16 protein-coding genes and 5 tRNA genes are annotated in these 15,917 nt (G+C 73.9%); 13 read left to right on the top strand and 8 right to left on the bottom strand.

Annotated features, from left to right (window positions below; all coding sequences use genetic code 11):
• The first annotated feature begins 66 nt into the window (after positions 1-66).
• Both LCE31_RS13450 and LCE31_RS13445 read left to right on the top strand, forming a co-directional pair.
• A complete protein-coding gene (locus LCE31_RS13450; RefSeq protein WP_003959770.1) occupies positions 67-480 on the top strand; it encodes an SsgA family sporulation/cell division regulator in 414 nt (137 codons plus the stop codon).
• Positions 481-737: 257 nt separating this feature from the next.
• On the top strand, positions 738-1,310 hold the full coding sequence (locus tag LCE31_RS13445; RefSeq protein ID WP_225014457.1) for a CGNR zinc finger domain-containing protein: 573 nt from the start codon (positions 738-740) through the stop codon (positions 1,308-1,310).
• A 71-nt stretch (positions 1,311-1,381) separates the two neighbouring features.
• Here LCE31_RS13445 and LCE31_RS13440 read toward each other — a convergent pair whose 3' ends face one another.
• On the bottom strand, positions 1,382-1,552 hold the full coding sequence (locus LCE31_RS13440; RefSeq protein ID WP_225014456.1) for a hypothetical protein: 171 nt from the start codon (positions 1,550-1,552) through the stop codon (positions 1,382-1,384).
• A gap of 193 nt (positions 1,553-1,745) precedes the next feature.
• Positions 1,746-2,204: a hypothetical protein gene (locus tag LCE31_RS13435; protein WP_225014455.1), complete on the bottom strand. Its 459-nt coding sequence runs from the start codon at positions 2,202-2,204 to the stop codon at positions 1,746-1,748.
• A gap of 188 nt (positions 2,205-2,392) precedes the next feature.
• Between LCE31_RS13435 and LCE31_RS13430 the strand changes: the two genes are divergently transcribed.
• Entirely contained in the window at positions 2,393-2,899 is a 507-nt protein-coding gene (locus LCE31_RS13430; RefSeq protein ID WP_225014454.1) for a DsbA family protein, read from the top strand.
• 42 nt (positions 2,900-2,941) lie between these two features.
• Here the strand turns inward: LCE31_RS13430 and LCE31_RS13425 are convergent, their stop codons facing one another.
• Positions 2,942-3,781, bottom strand: coding sequence for a GNAT family N-acetyltransferase (locus LCE31_RS13425; RefSeq protein WP_225014453.1), 840 nt, complete (start codon positions 3,779-3,781; stop codon positions 2,942-2,944).
• A gap of 64 nt (positions 3,782-3,845) precedes the next feature.
• On the bottom strand, positions 3,846-4,670 hold the full coding sequence (locus tag LCE31_RS13420; RefSeq protein WP_225014452.1) for an aminotransferase class IV: 825 nt from the start codon (positions 4,668-4,670) through the stop codon (positions 3,846-3,848).
• A 207-nt stretch (positions 4,671-4,877) separates the two neighbouring features.
• Between LCE31_RS13420 and LCE31_RS13415 the strand changes: the two genes are divergently transcribed.
• The 5 genes from LCE31_RS13415 to LCE31_RS13395 all read left to right on the top strand — a co-directional run bounded on the left by LCE31_RS13415 (position 4,878) and on the right by LCE31_RS13395 (position 5,330).
• Positions 4,878-4,950: transfer RNA gene (locus tag LCE31_RS13415), tRNA-Gly, on the top strand.
• 39 nt (positions 4,951-4,989) lie between these two features.
• A tRNA-Cys gene (locus tag LCE31_RS13410) sits at positions 4,990-5,063 on the top strand.
• Position 5,064: 1 nt separating this feature from the next.
• Positions 5,065-5,136: transfer RNA gene (locus LCE31_RS13405), tRNA-Val, on the top strand.
• 21 nt (positions 5,137-5,157) lie between these two features.
• Positions 5,158-5,229: transfer RNA gene (locus tag LCE31_RS13400), tRNA-Val, on the top strand.
• Between the two features lie 29 nt (positions 5,230-5,258).
• Positions 5,259-5,330, top strand: a tRNA-Val gene (locus LCE31_RS13395).
• A gap of 170 nt (positions 5,331-5,500) precedes the next feature.
• On the opposite strand, the gene LCE31_RS13390 is transcribed toward LCE31_RS13395, so the two are convergent.
• The 4 genes from LCE31_RS13390 to LCE31_RS13375 all read right to left on the bottom strand — a co-directional run bounded on the left by LCE31_RS13390 (position 5,501) and on the right by LCE31_RS13375 (position 8,692).
• The gene (locus tag LCE31_RS13390; protein WP_225014451.1) at positions 5,501-5,800 is read right to left on the bottom strand and encodes a TFIIB-type zinc ribbon-containing protein; all 300 of its coding nucleotides are present in this window, start codon (positions 5,798-5,800) and stop codon (positions 5,501-5,503) included.
• An 80-nt stretch (positions 5,801-5,880) separates the two neighbouring features.
• Positions 5,881-6,813, bottom strand: coding sequence for a phosphotransferase family protein (locus LCE31_RS13385; protein WP_225014450.1), 933 nt, complete (start codon positions 6,811-6,813; stop codon positions 5,881-5,883).
• Positions 6,814-7,145: 332 nt separating this feature from the next.
• The gene (locus tag LCE31_RS13380; RefSeq protein ID WP_225014449.1) at positions 7,146-8,117 is read right to left on the bottom strand and encodes an alpha/beta hydrolase; all 972 of its coding nucleotides are present in this window, start codon (positions 8,115-8,117) and stop codon (positions 7,146-7,148) included.
• A 371-nt stretch (positions 8,118-8,488) separates the two neighbouring features.
• Positions 8,489-8,692 carry a hypothetical protein gene (locus LCE31_RS13375; protein WP_225014448.1) on the bottom strand — a complete coding sequence of 68 codons (204 nt, stop codon included), beginning with the start codon at positions 8,690-8,692 and terminating at the stop codon, positions 8,489-8,491.
• A 619-nt stretch (positions 8,693-9,311) separates the two neighbouring features.
• Here LCE31_RS13375 and LCE31_RS13370 point away from each other — a divergent pair.
• The 5 genes from LCE31_RS13370 to LCE31_RS13350 all read left to right on the top strand — a co-directional run bounded on the left by LCE31_RS13370 (position 9,312) and on the right by LCE31_RS13350 (position 15,863).
• Complete coding sequence (locus tag LCE31_RS13370; protein ID WP_225014468.1) at positions 9,312-10,547, top strand: serine/threonine-protein kinase; 1,236 nt, start codon at positions 9,312-9,314, stop codon at positions 10,545-10,547.
• Positions 10,548-10,953: 406 nt separating this feature from the next.
• Positions 10,954-11,715: an SDR family oxidoreductase gene (locus LCE31_RS13365; protein WP_225014447.1), complete on the top strand. Its 762-nt coding sequence runs from the start codon at positions 10,954-10,956 to the stop codon at positions 11,713-11,715.
• Between the two features lie 221 nt (positions 11,716-11,936).
• Positions 11,937-12,410 carry a hypothetical protein gene (locus LCE31_RS13360; RefSeq protein WP_225014446.1) on the top strand — a complete coding sequence of 158 codons (474 nt, stop codon included), beginning with the start codon at positions 11,937-11,939 and terminating at the stop codon, positions 12,408-12,410.
• 47 nt (positions 12,411-12,457) lie between these two features.
• Entirely contained in the window at positions 12,458-14,914 is a 2,457-nt protein-coding gene (gene fxsT, locus LCE31_RS13355) for an FxSxx-COOH system tetratricopeptide repeat protein (protein WP_225014445.1), read from the top strand.
• A gap of 169 nt (positions 14,915-15,083) precedes the next feature.
• On the top strand, positions 15,084-15,863 hold the full coding sequence (locus LCE31_RS13350; RefSeq protein WP_225014444.1) for a hypothetical protein: 780 nt from the start codon (positions 15,084-15,086) through the stop codon (positions 15,861-15,863).
• Positions 15,864-15,917: the final 54 nt, after the last annotated feature.

Raw genomic sequence — 15,917 nt, 5'->3', positions numbered from 1 at the left:
GTGGCATGTCGATTTCGCCGACGTGCGAATCCCCGAGCGCACACTGAGCGAAAGGCCCTGGCGCTTATGAACACCACGGTCAGCTGCGAGCTGCACCTGCGCCTCGTTGTGTCGAGCGAGTCCTCACTGCCTGTACCAGCGGGCCTGCGGTATGACACGGCCGATCCCTACGCCGTGCACGCGACCTTCCACACCGGAGCCGAAGAGACGGTCGAATGGGTCTTCGCCCGCGACCTGCTCGCCGAGGGGCTGCACCGGCCCACCGGCACCGGCGACGTCCGTGTCTGGCCGTCCCGCAGCCACGGTCAGGGCGTCGTCTGCATCGCCCTGAGCTCCCCGGAGGGCGAAGCCCTGCTCGAAGCCCCTGCGCGGGCGCTCGAATCCTTCCTGAAGCGTACGGACGCCGCGGTGCCACCCGGCACCGAGCACCGTCACTTCGACCTCGATACGGAACTCTCACACATCCTGGCCGAGAGCTGAGCCAGGCCGAGAGCTGCTCGGTCCCGTCCGACTCGGGGGGCGGCACCGCGCACAACAGCGTGCATGAGCCCGACCGGCGTCGCTGCCGCGGAATCCACCGCGGCCGCGGCGCCGTCGTGCTCTCCGGCCTTCTCCCGCTCCGGTGCGCCCCGCGGGCGCGGAAGCGTCCGCGCAGCCGCCGCGGGCGGGCCGGCGGCTCCCGGCAGCCGCCGGATTCGGCCCCCGCTGCCCGGAGCGGCGGCGGCTAGAGTCGGACCGTGCAGATCCCCCATGACACCCGGATCGCCCTCGACACCCTGGTCGACCTGGTGAACACCGCGCCGGAAGGCATGCCGGGCGGCGGTCCTGCCGACGGTCTGGCCGACCTCGGCGCGCTGTCCGCCTTCGTCCACGACCACCACATCAGCGATGTCACGGACCTCGGCGCGCGGGACCTCGCGGCCATGCACGACGTGCGCGAGCGCTTCGCGCGCGTGTTCGCCGCGCCCGACGCGGCCTCGGCCGCGGCGCTGATCAACCAGCTGGTCGCGGCTGCCGGCACCACGCCGAGGCTCACCGACCACGACGGCTACGACTGGCACGTGCACTATTTCGCGCCGGGCGCCTCGGTCGCCGACCACCTCACGGCGGACTGCGGCATGGCGCTCGCCTTCATCGTCGTCGCGGGCGAGCAGGAGCGGCTGCGGCGCTGCGAGGCGCCGGACTGCGGCCGCGCCTTCGTGGACCTGTCCCGCAACCGCTCGCGCCGCTACTGCGACAGCCGTACGTGCGGGAACAGGCTGCACGTCGCCGCCTACCGGGCCCGCCGCAAGGAGGCCGCGTCGGGCTGACGCGGAGCACGGCGAGGGGAGGGCCCCGCGGGGCCTGGCACAGGGGAGGGCCCCGCGGGGCCTGGCGGCGCTCACAGCACGAAGAGGTCGTGGAGGGCCGCCGCGAGGATCAGTGTGCCGACCACGGCCAGGAAGATCATCAGGGGCGGCTGGGACAGTGCGAAGAGACAGCCTCGCTGCTCTTCGGAGGGAACGTACTGTTCCGGCGGTGCGGGGGGCTGATCCCCGGAGGTATCGAGCATCTCGGACAGATCATGACCCAGCTCACGGAGTGCTCCCGACCAACAGAACACCTATCGCAAGGACTTCATCCGAAATCGTCGGTGGCCGCCCGTTATCTGAGCATCCTTGATCATCTCGTGGTCCATGCCTGCCAGCCCGCGCGCCGCCCGGGCCTCATCGCCACGAGGCCGCGAGCCCGTCCGCCGGGACGCGTCAGATGCCGTGCTTCTTGAGAATGGCCTCGATGTCGCTGAAGTCGTCGGGCTTCTGCCTCGTGGCGCCCTTGGGCTGCGCGGCGTCCGCGGCCTGGGCGGCCTGCTTGCTGCCCGCTCCCAGGGACGGCGCCGACGCCGCGGGGGCCACCGCGTCGCGCCGCTGGGCCTTCGCGGCCTGCCTGCGCTCCTTGCGCGTCATCCCGGAGCGCCGGTCGACGGCCCGGGTGATCAGGAAGAGCACGACCGCGATGGCGAGCACCCCGAAACCGGCCCAGGCCGTCGGGCTGAAGGCCGTGTGGGCGACCCACTTGACGACACCCGTCATCGCCAGGCCGATCGGGACGAGCGCGAACGCGGCGATCTTGGTGGCGGTCAGGAACCGCTTGCGGTACGCCGTGACCGCGGCGATCCCCAGCCCCGCGGCGGAGACCGCGGCGCAGATGGTCTCGGCAATCATCCGGTCCTCCTGGCGTTCTGGCAGCCGGGCATCGGCCTGTCGAATTCGAACCTGTATCTACCCCTCCATCCTGCACCCGAGATCCCCGTCGGGGCCACGATCCGGGCGGACCTCAGGGGGAAGTCGGGGGTGAGGTCCTTCCCAGGTCCCGTTTGGGCGGCCGGAGGCACTCCTGAAAGACTGCTTCCATGAACGATTCCCCGGCCGCGCCCGTCGTCCTCGACGTGTGGTGCGAGCTCCAGTGCCCCGACTGCCGGCTCGCCCTCGGCGACCTCGACGCGCTGCGCGAGAGGTACGGGGACCGCGTCGAGCTGCGGTTGCGGCACTTCCCGCTGGAGAAGCACCAGCACTCCTTCGCCGCGGCGCAGGCCGCCGAGGAGGCGGCCGGGCAGGGCGCCGGCTGGGCCTACGCGGCCGCGGTGCTGGCCCGCACGGACGCGCTCGGCGCACGCGGCGAGGAGGTGCTCGTCGAGGTGGCGCGCGAACTCGGCCTCGACGCGGAGGAACTCGACACCGCGCTGGTCGACGGCCGGCACATCCTGGTGGTCGACACCGACCACGCGGAGGGCAAGGCCATCGGCGTCAGGGGGACGCCCACGTACGAGGTCGGCGGACAGCTGCTGGACGCGAGCAGGAGCCAGGACGGGGTGCGGGAGCGGATCGAGGAGATCGTGGACGGGCTGCTGGCCTCCTGACGAAAATTCCGCCCGGCCGCACGCCGGGCCGGAGGCGCCGGCTCAGATCAGCTGTTTGACGAAGTGGCGTACGGTCACGCGGTAGCCGAGCGACGTGTAGAGCCGGACCGCGGGGGTGTTGTCCGCGAACACGTGCAGTCCGAGCGCGGTGGCGTCCCAGCCCAGGGCCACCCCCTCGGCGACGCCCATCAGCGCCCTCCCGTACCCCTGGCCGCGACTGCCGGCGGCGACCTCCACCTCGTACACGTACGCGCCGGGGCTCCCCGGGGTGAGCTCCTGCCGGGCGGTCCAGACCCGGCCGACGGCGACTCCCCCGGCGACCAGCACGCGGAAGACGGCGCCGGGCGTCGCGAGGCCGTCCGGCAGGTTCTGCCGCCGGCTCGCCTCCGCCTTGGCGCGGGCCTGCTCCCCTGTCATGCCGCGGCGGGCCCAGTTCGCCGCGAAATGGGCGTCCGCGTCGGCCGACCACTGGCCGAACTCGGCCGCCGTCATGGCCCGTTCTGTGACGCCCGCGGGCAGGCGCGGGGCGGCGGGCGGCAGGTCCTTCACCATGTTCCGGCTGCGCTCGCCGTAGCCCAGCGCGGTCAGCATGTGCCCCGCGGCCTCGGCGCCGGCGGGCGCGGAGGCCAGCACCTGACGGCATCCCCAGCCGCGCAGCACCTCCTCGGCGGCGAGCGCGGCCACCGTGCCGCGGCCCCTGCGCCGGTCGGGTTCGTCGATGCGCAGCGCGTGGACGACGCCCGCGGTGGGGCCGAAGGCGGGATCGGTGCCGAGTTCGACCGCCCCGACGGGACGGCCGTTGACGCAGACCTGATACGTGCGGGACTTGACGCCGTCCGGGGTCTCCTGGCGCGGCCCGGTCGGCCGCAGGGTGGTGGTCACGCCGCTGTTCTACCCGGCCGCGCCGGCGGGCGTCACCCCGCCCCGCAGCGGCCCGTGCGCCGGCTCAGGCCGGGTCGGAGTCGGCGGCGGCACGTTCCTGGAAGATCCGCAGCGCCTTGGCCGTGACAGGTCCGGGCGCTTTGCCCAGATCCCTGCCGTCGACGCGGTGCACCGCCTGGACGTCGCGCAGGCTGGAGGTCACGAAGACCTCCTCCGCGCTCTTGAGGACGTCCATCGGCAGGTCGCTCTCGCGGGCTCCGGCCCACTCGACCGTCAGCGCCCGGGTGATCCCCGCGAGGCAGCCGGAGGCGAGCGGCGGGGTGTGGAGCTCGCCGTCCACGACGACGAAGACGTTGGTGCCGGTGCCCTCGCACAGGCGGCCGACCGTGTTCGCGAAGAGCGCCTCGGACGCGCCGTGCTCGTGGGCCCGCGCGAGCGCGACCACGTTCTCGCCGTACGAGGTGGTCTTGAGGCCCGCGAGGGCGCCGCGCTCGTTGCGTACCCAGGGCACGGTGATCACGGCGGTGCTCGCGGCCGACGGGTGGGCCTCGCCGAGCGCGACGACCAGGCTGGAGTCCGGCTCGCCCCGGTCGGAGCCGAGCGGCGCGACGCCCCCGGTGTACGTGATGCGCAGCCGGCCGAGCGGCATCGGCGAGGCCTCGAGGACCGCGGCACACGCGGCACGCACCTCGTCGAGGTCCGGCTCCGGCAGGCCGAGGCCGCGCGCGGAGCGCGCCAGCCTGTCCAGGTGCCGGGTGAGCGCGAACGGGCGGCCCTGCACCGTCTTGAGTGTCTCGAACACCCCGTCGCCGACCGTCAGTCCATGGTCGAAGACCGACACCTGGGCCTCGTCCGCCGTGCGCAGTCCGCCGTTCACCCAGATCTTCATGCCACCGATCCTCCCACTCGCCCCTTACGCCTCCGACGCTACCGCGAGCGGCGGGTCGGCCCCGTGCCCGTCCCCCGGAAGCGGGCCCGCGGGGCGCCGCGCGGGCCGCGCCCTCAGCACGCTGCGTAAACGCGTTTTTGTGCTGGCCCTCATATCCGCTAGAGTTCACTCCGTCGCCCGGCACGCAAAACGGACCGGAAACGACAGGCGGACGTGGCTCAGTTGGTAGAGCATCACCTTGCCAAGGTGAGGGTCGCGAGTTCGAATCTCGTCGTCCGCTCGATGTGGGGGTTGTACCACTCATCCCCCGCGCACTCCTGGTGGAGTGGCCGAGAGGCGAGGCAACGGCCTGCAAAGCCGTCTACACGGGTTCAAATCCCGTCTCCACCTCCAAGGACGATTAGCTCAGCGGGAGAGCGCTTCCCTGACACGGAAGAGGTCACTGGTTCAATCCCAGTATCGTCCACTGGGTCCGCAAGGATTCCCCGCGCGATTAGCTCAGCGGGAGAGCGCTTCCCTGACACGGAAGAGGTCACTGGTTCAATCCCAGTATCGCGCACGCGGCAGCAGCCACCTCGGTGGTGACCTGCGCGATTAGCTCAGCGGGAGAGCGCTTCCCTGACACGGAAGAGGTCACTGGTTCAATCCCAGTATCGCGCACAGTGGGAAGCCCCGGCGGATTCGTCCGCCGGGGCTTCGTCGTTTCCCGGCCGTCCCCGTGCCGTTCCCAGCCCGCCCCGCGCCTCGGCCTTCCCGGAGGCGGGCCCCGGCGAACCGGAGCCGTCGCATCCGGTCCGGCGGGGCCCGTCGGCGTCCGCGCGCTCGTGCGGTCAGGTCGAGAACAGCATCCGGGTGAAGCTCTTGTGATGGCCGTGGTGCCCACCGTGACCGTCGTAGTAACCGCCGCCGTGACCGCCGTACGGGGCTCCCCACGCGGGGCCGGGCGCCGTCGCCGGGGGGCCCGGCGGCGGGCCGGGCTGCATCGGCTGGGACCACTGCGACTCGATACGGGTCAGGGTCTCCAGCTCACCGAAGTCGAGGAAGATCCCCCGGCAGCCGCTGCACTGCTCGATCTGGACACCATTGCGGTTGTACGTGTGCATCTCCGCATGGCACTTGGGGCACTTCATCCAGCTTCAGCTCCTCGGCGTGTGGACAGTCGTGTCACCCTACGACGACGCGTACCCGGCCCAGGCGGTTGCCGCGGCGGTCAGTTGGGGCCCAGCGCCGCGATCCGTACGCACGCCCCGATCATCAACTCCTCGACCTCGTCGGGCTCCCGGCCCTCCTCGGCGGCCTTGGCGAGGGCGAGGGCCGCGGTCTGCACGACGAGGGCGCGCGCCGGCCCTTCGAGCCGCGGCCAGGGGTCCCCGTCCCGGGGCACGGCGGTGCCGCCCGCGGCCCGGTAGGCGCCGAGGAAACGGGCCCAGACCCCGGGCGGCAGCATCCCCGCCGCGAACCAGGCCGCGGGCCTCGCGAGGTCCCACGCCGGGTCGCCCGCGCCGATGTCGTCCACGTCGATGAGGAGCCACCGCCCGGCCGCACGGTCGCGGACGAGCTGCCCCAGATGGAGGTCGCCGTGGCACAGGGCGAGGGGCCCGGCGGGGCCCCCGGCGAGCCGGAGCCCGTCACGGGCCCGCTCGACCGCGCGGGCGGCCGGGTGCGCGGGGGCGGCGGCGCGCATACGGGACACGGCCGCCGTCACCTTGAGGGGCGCGCGCATGGGCGGGACCGGCCCGGGCAGCGCGCCGGCGAGCCCGGTGAGCGGTACGGCGTGCAGGCGGGCGAGGAGTTCCGCCGCGTGCTCCCAGGGCGCCGCGTCGGGGTCCTCCGGGTCGACGGGCACCCCGTACGGCCAGGCCGTGACCAGGCGGCCGTGTACACGCTCGGCGGCGGGCCGCAGCGGTGCGAGGAAGATCCCGGCGAGCCGCGGATGGCCCGCGAGGGCGAGGCGGACGCGGTGCGCGCCCGGGTCGGTCCCGTCGGCGTGGGCCTTCACCACCGCAGCGCCGTGCCGCACGACGGCGGCGTCCGGGCGGTCGGCGAGGACCGTTCCGCGTCCGCAGGCCGGGCAGGCGCCGGCGGGGTGGGCGGTCTCGCGCGCGAGGCGGTGCAGTGCGGGCAGGAGCCCGTCGCCGGTCATGAACTCTCCCCCTGGCTCCCGTACGTCCACCGGGAGCGTACGCGGCCCGCTTTCGCCGGGAGCGAGGGCGGCCCGGCCGGAACCGTGGTGCGTTGCTCACGAGTGGGGCCCTGCGCGCCGGCGGCGGGGACGGCTCCGATGTCCGCGGCCGGGCGTCCGCGGGAGTGTCCGCGCCCGGGCGTCCGCGGGAGCGGAACCGCACGCCGACGGCCGTCCGCCGACGACAGGCCCGCGGCCCGGGAGGCTCAGGAGCGGGCCGTGGTGCAGACGCTCAGGGCCGGGACCGGCTCAGGACCGCTTTGGCCGGGTCCCCCGCCGCCCGAGGCTTCCGGTCAGCCGGCGAGGGCCTTCCTGAGGGCGGCGACGGCCAGTTCTCGGGCCACATTCGCGGCGCGGCAGTCACGCAGGCTGTCGAGCATCATGAAGTCGTGCACGATGCCGTGCACGCGCACCGCCGTGACGTCGACGCCGGCCTCGCGGAGCCTCGCGGCGTATGCCTCGCCCTCGTCACGCAGAACGTCGGCCTCGTCGGTGATGACCAGGGTCGTGGGCAGGCCCTCGAGTTGTTCGAGGGGCGCCAGCAGGGGGGAGGCATACGGTTCGGCGCGCTGCTTGGGATCGGTCGTGTACTGGTCCCAGAACCAGATCATGCCGTCCCGCGTGAGGTAGTGGCCGTCGGCGAACTGCAGGTAGGACGCGGTGTTGAAGTCCGCGTTGGCGACCGGGTAGAGCAGCACCTGCGCTTTCAGGTCCACGTCTCCGCGTTCCTTGGCCATGAGGGCGAGAACAGTGGCCATGTTGCCGCCGACCGAGTCGCCCGCCACCGCGACGCGGGAGACGTCGAGGCCGTGCTCGGCACCGTGTTCCACGACCCACTTGCCCACGGCGTAGTTCTGCTCGATCTGGGTCGGGTACTTCGCTTCCGGTGCCCTGTCGTAGACCGGGAAGACGGCGGCGGCGCCGGCACCGGTGGCCAGCTCGCGCACCAGCCGGTCGTGGGTGTTCTCGTCGCCGAACACCCAGCCCGCGCCGTGGATGAAGAGCACGACAGGCAAGTCTCCGGCCGCTCCCTTGGGACGGATGATCCGGGTGCGAACCCGTCCGTGCGAGCCCGCGTCGACCGTCACCCACTCTTCGTCGACGGCCGGCTTGTCGACGCCCTCTCCGGTCTGCAGGCCCGCCAGGATGTCCCTGCCCTGCTCCGGCGGAACCTCGTAGATCCTGGGGTGGGACGAGGTGGCCTCGGCCAGCGCCTTGGCTGCGGGCTCCAGGACCGGTGCGGGCGGAGGTGGCAGATCGGCCATGACGGACTCCCGGGGAGTGAGCTGAGCGGACCGGGGCGGATGTCGCCCCGCATGCCATGATTCGCGGTAATACGCGTCGTGCAAGTCGGCCCAGCCCACGGCCCGCCGGGCAGCGGCTGGACCGGCTGGGGACACTGGGCGCCGGACGCCTGAGGACTTTCCGGCGGTGTGGGCTTCTTTCCGACGGTATGGGGTTCGGAGGCGTGGGCGCCGGCACGCATGGCGGTGGGCGACCCGAGTCCGGGAAACGCGATGGCCGGTCAGCTCCCCAGCTGACCGGCCAAACGCTGCCGTCCGCCGCACCCCCGTCCCCACGGGGCTGTTGGCCGGATGTGCCAGGCCCGGACCGCTCTCCCGGACCCGGAGCGCGCTCAGCGCCCCAGCATCACGCCCACGGACGACGCCTGTTCGACCACTGCACTCCAGCCGCCGAACACGACGACCAGCAGGGCCGCGAGGGGGAGGACCATGGCGACCGCCACCAGCGGGTGACGCGTGCCGGACGGCCGAACGCCGAGCGCGGCGAAAGCCTTCCGCTGGGCGCGCAGCGTGGTCCGCGCAGCCGTGTCCGCCATGGTCCCTCTCCCGTCGAGTCCTACAGCGGCGGGTACCTGACCTCGGGGGACGAGTGCTGGACCCGCCGCTTGACCTCAACACTAGGGACGCGGGGGCATCCGGTCGTCATGCCCGCGCACGGCTTGGTACGCCTCCCAGGGGATGACCCGGCGCGCCGGCGAGTACTCCCCTGGGTGGACTCCGGGCGGCGGGCTCTCGGGGTTCGCCGTGCCGCCCCCGGGGGCCGGCGGTCCCCCGGCACCGGGCTCCAGTGGGCCCGCGCGTGGCCATCGGTGGGCGGGCGCACGCGTGACATCGCTCACCCCGCGCGGACCTGCCCGCCGCGCGGTCCGGGGCCGGCGCCCTCCCGTCACCGCGTGCGGACGCCGTCGGCGGGCCGACCTGCACCGCGGGCCGTCCCCACCGCCCCGCCCGGTCCAACCCGCCTGCCCGAGAGGCCTCTTGGTGCACCGGCCCGCCCGAGCGAATCCGAACGGCAGTACTGCTGACCGCTCCTCGGGCCCGCGCGCGCCGGACTGACAATCGATCGGACCGTCAGGGCGCGGCCTGTGAGCACGCCGGGGCGGGTGTACGTAAGCTGTGCGACGTCAGACGGTCGACCGGGCAGCGGGGATGGACATGGCGATGATGCGGCTCCGGCGCGAGGACCCGCGAGTCGTCGGCTCCTTCCGTCTCCACCCGCGCCTCGGCGCCGGCGGGATGGGCGTCGTCTACCTGGGCTCCGACCGGCGCGGACAGCGGGTCGCGCTGAAGGTCATCAGACCCGACCTGGCGGAGGATCAGGAGTTCCGGTCCCGTTTCGCGCGCGAGGTGTCCGCGGCCCGGCGCATCCGGGGCGGCTGCACCGCGCGGCTGGTCGCCGCGGACCTGGAGGCCGAGCGGCCCTGGTTCGCCACCCAGTACGTGCCGGGTCCGTCGCTGCACGACAAGGTCGCCGAGGAGGGGCCGCTGTCCGCCTCGGACGTCGCGGCCGTCGGCGCCGCCCTGTCGGAAGGCCTGGTCGCCGTGCACGAGGCGGGCGTCGTCCACCGCGACCTGAAGCCGTCCAACATCCTGCTCTCCCCCAAGGGCCCCCGCATCATCGACTTCGGCATCGCGTGGGCGACGGGTGCGAGCACCCTGACGCACGTGGGCACCGCCGTCGGCTCCCCCGGGTTCCTCGCGCCTGAGCAGGTGCGCGGGGCGGTCGTCACCCCGGCCACCGACGTGTTCGCCCTCGGTGCCACGCTGGCGTACGCGGCGACGGCCGACTCGCCCTTCGGACACGGCAGTTCCGAGGTCATGCTGTACCGGGTGGTGCACGAGCAGCCGCAGCTGCGCGGTGTGCCGGACACGCTGGCGCCGCTGCTGCGCGCGTGCCTCGCGAAGGACCCGGGCGACCGGCCCAGCACTCTCCAGCTGTCGATGCGGCTGAAGGAGATCGCGGCGCGCGAGGCACAGGGGCTGAGCGAGCCGAGGCCCCCGGCGCAGCGCGAGCGGGCGCCGCAGCCGCAGGACGTGCCGACGGGGCGGATGCCCGAGCGCGAGCGCCGGATCGCCGAGCGTCCGACCGAGCAGTACACGGAGCGTTCGATGCGGCGCGCCGCGACCACCGCGGACCGCGACGAGCACTCGTCCCAGGCGCAGTCGCGCACGACGGGCGCCGGGCGTCCGGCGAGGCAGCGCCAGGCGCCCGCACCGCGCACCGGCGGGGCCCGCCCGCCGCAGGCGCCGGGCAAGAGCCGTACCGGCGCCCGGAACACCGCGCCGGGCCGCAGGCCGGCCAATCCGCGGCTGCTGCGGCAGCGGCTGATCGTCTTCGTGATCGTCACGCTCCTCGTGGCGCTCGGGATCTGGCTCGCCCAACAGCTCTGACGTCCGGTTCCAGTCCTGGCGGCGTTCGGGCGGTCGCCCGGATCGTTCCGCGGCACGGGGCCCCGGGAGGTTGTCCGTCACCCCCGGCGGGTTCGGCGGGCCGTCGCCCTCGGCGGGTTCGGTGCATTCGGCTGGTTCGGCTGGGTCGGCGTCGTGCTTCGGTGGGCGCCGGGGCCGGCGAGGAGCCGCCCCTCAAGCGCCAATGCCCAAAGGCGCCGCGTGCGGCTGAGGGGGTCCTGCCGGGACCAGGGGAGACGGGGGCCCTGCCGCGCTCTCCTGGGCCGGTCAAGACTTGCGGGACCACTGTTCGGCACTGCTCGGGAAGAGCAGGAGACGACCGGCCGAACGGCCCCGGAGGCCCAGCGCCTCAGGCGGCCGGGACCGGTCCGCACTGAAGGGAAGACCCGTGGATCTCTCCGACCGCACCGTCCTCATCGTCGGCGGAACCTCCGGCATCGGCAGGGAACTGGCCCGCAGGTTCGCCGCTGCGGGCAGCACCGTGGCCGTCGGCGGGCGCAGCGCCCAGGCGCTCCGTGAACAGACCGGCGAGGGCATCGGGGCCTTCGAGGTCGACGTCACCGACGCCGCCTCCGTCGCACGCGCCCGGGACGCCGTACTCGCGCGGTATCCCGGTCTTGACACCGTGGTGACCATGTCGGGCGTCATGCTCCTGGAGGACCTGCGCGACCCGGCGCACTTCGAGGCGGCGCGGACGACCATCGACACCAACCTGGTCGGCACCGTCCGGATCATCGACGCCTTCACCCCCCACCTGCTCCGGCGCGGCGCCGGCACCTTCGTCACCGTCACCTCCGGCATCGCGTTCCTGCCGTTCCCGCCCATGCCCACCTACGCCGCCTCGAAGGCCGCGGTGCACGCCTACTCCGAGGCACTGCGCGCACAGCTCGACGGCAGCGGCGTCGGCGTCGTCGAACTCGTCCCGCCGGCGGTCGCCGCGGCGGGACAGGAGAAGGTGAACCCGAACGCCCTGCCGCTCGGCGACTTCGCGGACGAGGTCATGCGGCTGCTCGCCCAGAACCCCACGCCCGACGAGATCCTGGTCGAGCGGGTGCTCCAGCACCGCTGGGCCGAGCGCGACGGCACCTACGCCGAGCTCGTGGCGCGGCGCTCCCAGGCCCTCTCCATGCTTCCCGGCCGCCAGGGCTGACACCCGCGCTGCCGTCCCGCGCCCGCCCGTACGACGAGAACGCCCCGGCCTGGACGCCCGGCCCGAGCTCGCGCTCCCCCGGCCCGGCGCGCCGCACCGCGGGCGCCGCTCCTGCCGGAACCGGTGACAACAGCGGCGCCCGTCTGGTGGACTGACAGGGCGAAGGCACCGCTCCGGTGCGTGCTCCGGTACCGGACCGCTCTGTCAGGGGGAGAGCCAGGATGCTGTCGGAGGCGATGACCGCGCTGGCCGCGGCGGGCGGCACCGCGGTGGCGCAGGCCGCGGGCACGGAGGCGTGGGCGGGGATACGCCGACAGGTGGCCCGCTGGTTCGGCCGGGGAGATCCGCGGCGCGAGCACGCCGAACTCGAACGGCTCGACCGGACCGCGGGCGAGCTGGCGGCGGCGCGGCCCGCCGAGGCGGAGACGGTGCGCATCCGCCAGGAGGCGGCGTGGCAGAGCCGGATCGAAGCGCTGCTCGAGGGTCTTGAGGACGTCGAGCGTGACCGGGTCGCGGAGGAGCTGCGTGCCCTGCTGGCCGGGCGGGCCTCCCCCGGCGGCGTGTCGGCCGGCCCCGGCGGACTCGCCGTCGGCGGAGGTGTGAACGTCCGGGCCGACCACGGGTCCGCCGCCGCCGTGACCATGGGGGACGTGACGCTGGGAAACCCTCCCCAGCCGGGTCCGCGCCAGGACTGAGCGGACCCGGAGCCCCCTCGGCCGCGCCGCGCCGCCACAGCGGCGACGTGATCGCCGACCACGGCGGCATCGCCGTCGGCCACGCCGAGCAGGTCCACCACCACGCCCCGCCCAGGACGCCGGCCGCCTGGCCGCACCAGGTCGGCGTGATCCCGCCGCGCGCCCAGTCCTTCCAGCACCGCTCCGAGGCCGACCGGGTACGGGCGGCGGCCGGCGCCGGGGGCACCGCCGTGCTCACCCAGGTGCTGACCGGGACCGGCGGGGTGGGCAAGACCCAGCTGGCCGCCGACTACGCGCGAGCGGCCTGGGACGGCGGCGAGGTCGACGTCCTCGTGTGGATCAGTGCGAGCAGCCGCTCGGCGATCGCCGCCGGGTACGCGCAGGCCGGTGTGGAGGTCCTCGCCGCCGACCCCGGTGATCCGGAGCAGGCCGCGCGGGCGTTCCTGGCCTGGCTGGAACCCAAGGCGGGCCGGCGCCCGTGCCGGTGGCTGATCGTCCTTGACGACCTCGCCGACCCCGCAGACCTGCGCGGCTGGTGGCCGCCCGCCGGCCGTCACGGCCGTACCCTCGTCACCACGCGCCGCCGCGAGGCGGCTCTGACCGGAGCGGGCCGGCGCCGGGTGGCCGTGGGGCTGTTCACGCCGCGGGAATCCGCTGCCTACGTCACCGCCGTCCTGGCCTCGCACGACCGCGACGAGCCGGCCGATCAGATCAGCGGCCTCGCCGCCGACCTGGGACACCTGCCCCTCGCCCTGGCGCAGGCCGCCGCCTACCTCATCGACGCGGACCTGACCTGCGCCTCCTACCGAGAGCTGCTGGCCGGCCGGATCAGGAGGCTGGCCGACCTGCTGCCGGAGTCCGGCGCGCTGCCCGACGACCAGACCGCCACCGTGGCCGCCACCTGGTCCCTGTCCGTCGAACGCGCCGACCGGGTCCGCCCGTCGGGCCTGGCCCGCCCCATGCTCCAGCTGGGGGCCTTCCTCGGCCCGAACGGCATCCCCGCCTCCGTTCTCACGGCCGGGCCCGCCCTCGCCCACCTCGGCGAGCACCGCACCGCCGCCGCGGACGGCGGCACCGGCGAGCCGGCCGCGGTCTCGGCCGAGGACGCCGGGCTCGCGCTGCGGGCCCTGCACCGGCTCAGCCTCATCGACCACACGCCGCAAGACCCGCGCCAAGCCGTCCGCGTGCACCAGCTCATCCAGCGCGCCACCCGGGACACCCTGGCGCCGGACCAGTTCGACCGGATCGCCCGTACCGCGGCGGACGCCCTGGTGTCCGCCTGGCCCGCGACCGAGGCCGACGCCGCTCTGGCCCAGACCCTCCGCTCCAACGCGGAAGCGCTCACCGCGTACGCCGGGGACGCCCTCCACCGGCCCGACGCCCACCGTCTGCACCAGCGTGTCGGAGAGAGCCTCGGCAACAGCGGCCGTCCTGGAGCCGCCGTCCTGCACTTCCAGCGGCTCGCGGACGGAGCCGCGCGCCGCCTCGGCTCCGGACATCCGGAGACGCTGGCCCTCCGCGCCCACCTCGCCGACTGGCGGGGCAAGGCGGGAGACGCGGCCGGCGCCGCGGCCGAGCTGGAGGAGTTGGCCGACGCTCTCGGCCGGGCGTTCGGTACCGACCACCCCGGCGTGCTCGCCACCCGTCACAACCACGCGTACCTGCTGGGGGAGGCGGGCGACGCGGCAGGGGCCGTCGCTGCCATGGAGCACCTGCTCCGCGACGAGACACGGGTGCTCGGGCCGGATCACCCCGGTGTCCTCGCGACCCGTGAGAGCCTCGCCTCGTGGCGGGGGAAGCTGGGGGACGCCGCAGGGGCCAGGGCGGCCTTCGAGGCCGTCCTGGAGGATCAGCTCCGGGTGCTGGGCCCAGACCACCCCCGCCTGCTGATCACCCGTGGCAACCTCGCGTACTGGCAGGGGAGATCGGGAGACACGGCCGGCGCCGCGACCGTCTTCGCCGCGCTGGTGGAGGACAATCTGCGCGTGCTGGGCCCGGACCACCTGGACACCCTGACGGCCCGTAACAACCTCGCCATGTGCCGGCGGGAGGCGGGGGACGCGGCCGGCGCGGCGACCGCCTTCACCGAGCTGCTGGCCGACCGGGCGCGGGTGCTGGGCCCCGACCACCCCGACACGCTGGTCACCCACAACAACCTCGCTCTGTGCCGGCTCGACGAAGGAGACACGGCCGGCGCCGCGACCGCCTTCGCCGCACTGCTGGAGGATTACGGGCGGGTGCTGGGCCCGGCCCATCCGGACACCCGCGCCGTACGCGACAACCTCGCATCGTGCCGCCGGGAGGCGGGGGACGCGGCGGCGGACACGGCCGAAGAGGCAGCCGGGGACGCGGCGGGAGTCGCAGCCGGGGACGCGAACGGGGACGCAACTGGGGACGCAGTCGCGGACACGGCCGAAGTAGCAGCCGGGGGCACGGCCGAAGACGCACCCGAAAACACGCCCCGGGACGCGGCCGGAGACGCGGAACAATCGTCCGATTCCTGAGCCGGGTCGGAAAGACGGGCCCGGGGCAAGTGGCGTGATATCACTCGAAGCGCTTCTGGCCGCTCACCGGCCCTCGGCACGATTATCACAGGTATGCCCTATTGGTCTGTTCGGGTAGCTTTCAATCGAATAGAGCACTCTAGTCGGCTTAATCCAAGTTAGCGACCTCATGGAACCACGCGAATACTGGGACCGGAACTCGGTACTGGCCGAAGCGTTCTGCGCCTGCGACGAGAAGGTCGGAGAGGCCCAGGCCCTCCTGGACGAACTGCAGATCGAGCGCAGCCGCACGCTCGCGGCCTTCGCCGTCACGGTCGGGAACGACGAAACGGTCGCGAACATGATGGGTCTCGGCGAGCGGGAGGTACGTCTCGCGCGGCGCACCGTCGGCAAGACGGACGCGCGGGACGTGGCCCAGGACCTGCTCTCGCGTGCCACCCAGGCGAAGGAACGGGAGACCGCCGAGGCGCCGGGCGCCGGGGTCCTGTCCGCGCCGCCGGAATCCGCCGAGCAGCTCGCGCTCGGCCACGCCGCGAACGCACCCGCACCGGACCAGGCCGCGGAATACGAGATGCCGTCGTCGCCCCTCCCCCATCAGCGCAAGGAGAGTCTGCTCTCGGCGCCCCCGCCCCAGGGCTTCCAGGATGCTTCGGACTTCGACACCGAGAACACCGTGACCTGGTCACCGAGCATGGACTCCGTCCTGGTGTGGAGCTGGAGATCCAATCTGGACCTGCACACCGTCGCCGCCGAACTGGGCCTGGACCTGCGGTCGCTGCTCCTGCGCACCCAGACCCTCGCCGAGGAGGGCAGGCTCGGTCTGGACTACGACACCACTTCTCCCGACGCCCTCATGGGCGACGACAGCCAGTCGGGCCGGCACCGCCGGCACTATGCCGAGGGCTACGTCACCTTCGCCAACACCACCCCTTTCCCGGCCTATTCATGACCGCCGTGCGGCCCGGGACGGGTGGGGCTGCGGAGGCGCGGACCTCCGCCGCCC

The organism is Streptomyces sp. 8L, assembly GCF_020176795.1.
GTDB lineage: Bacteria > Actinomycetota > Actinomycetes > Streptomycetales > Streptomycetaceae > Streptomyces.
This window is presented reverse-complemented; position numbering and strand designations above follow the sequence as displayed.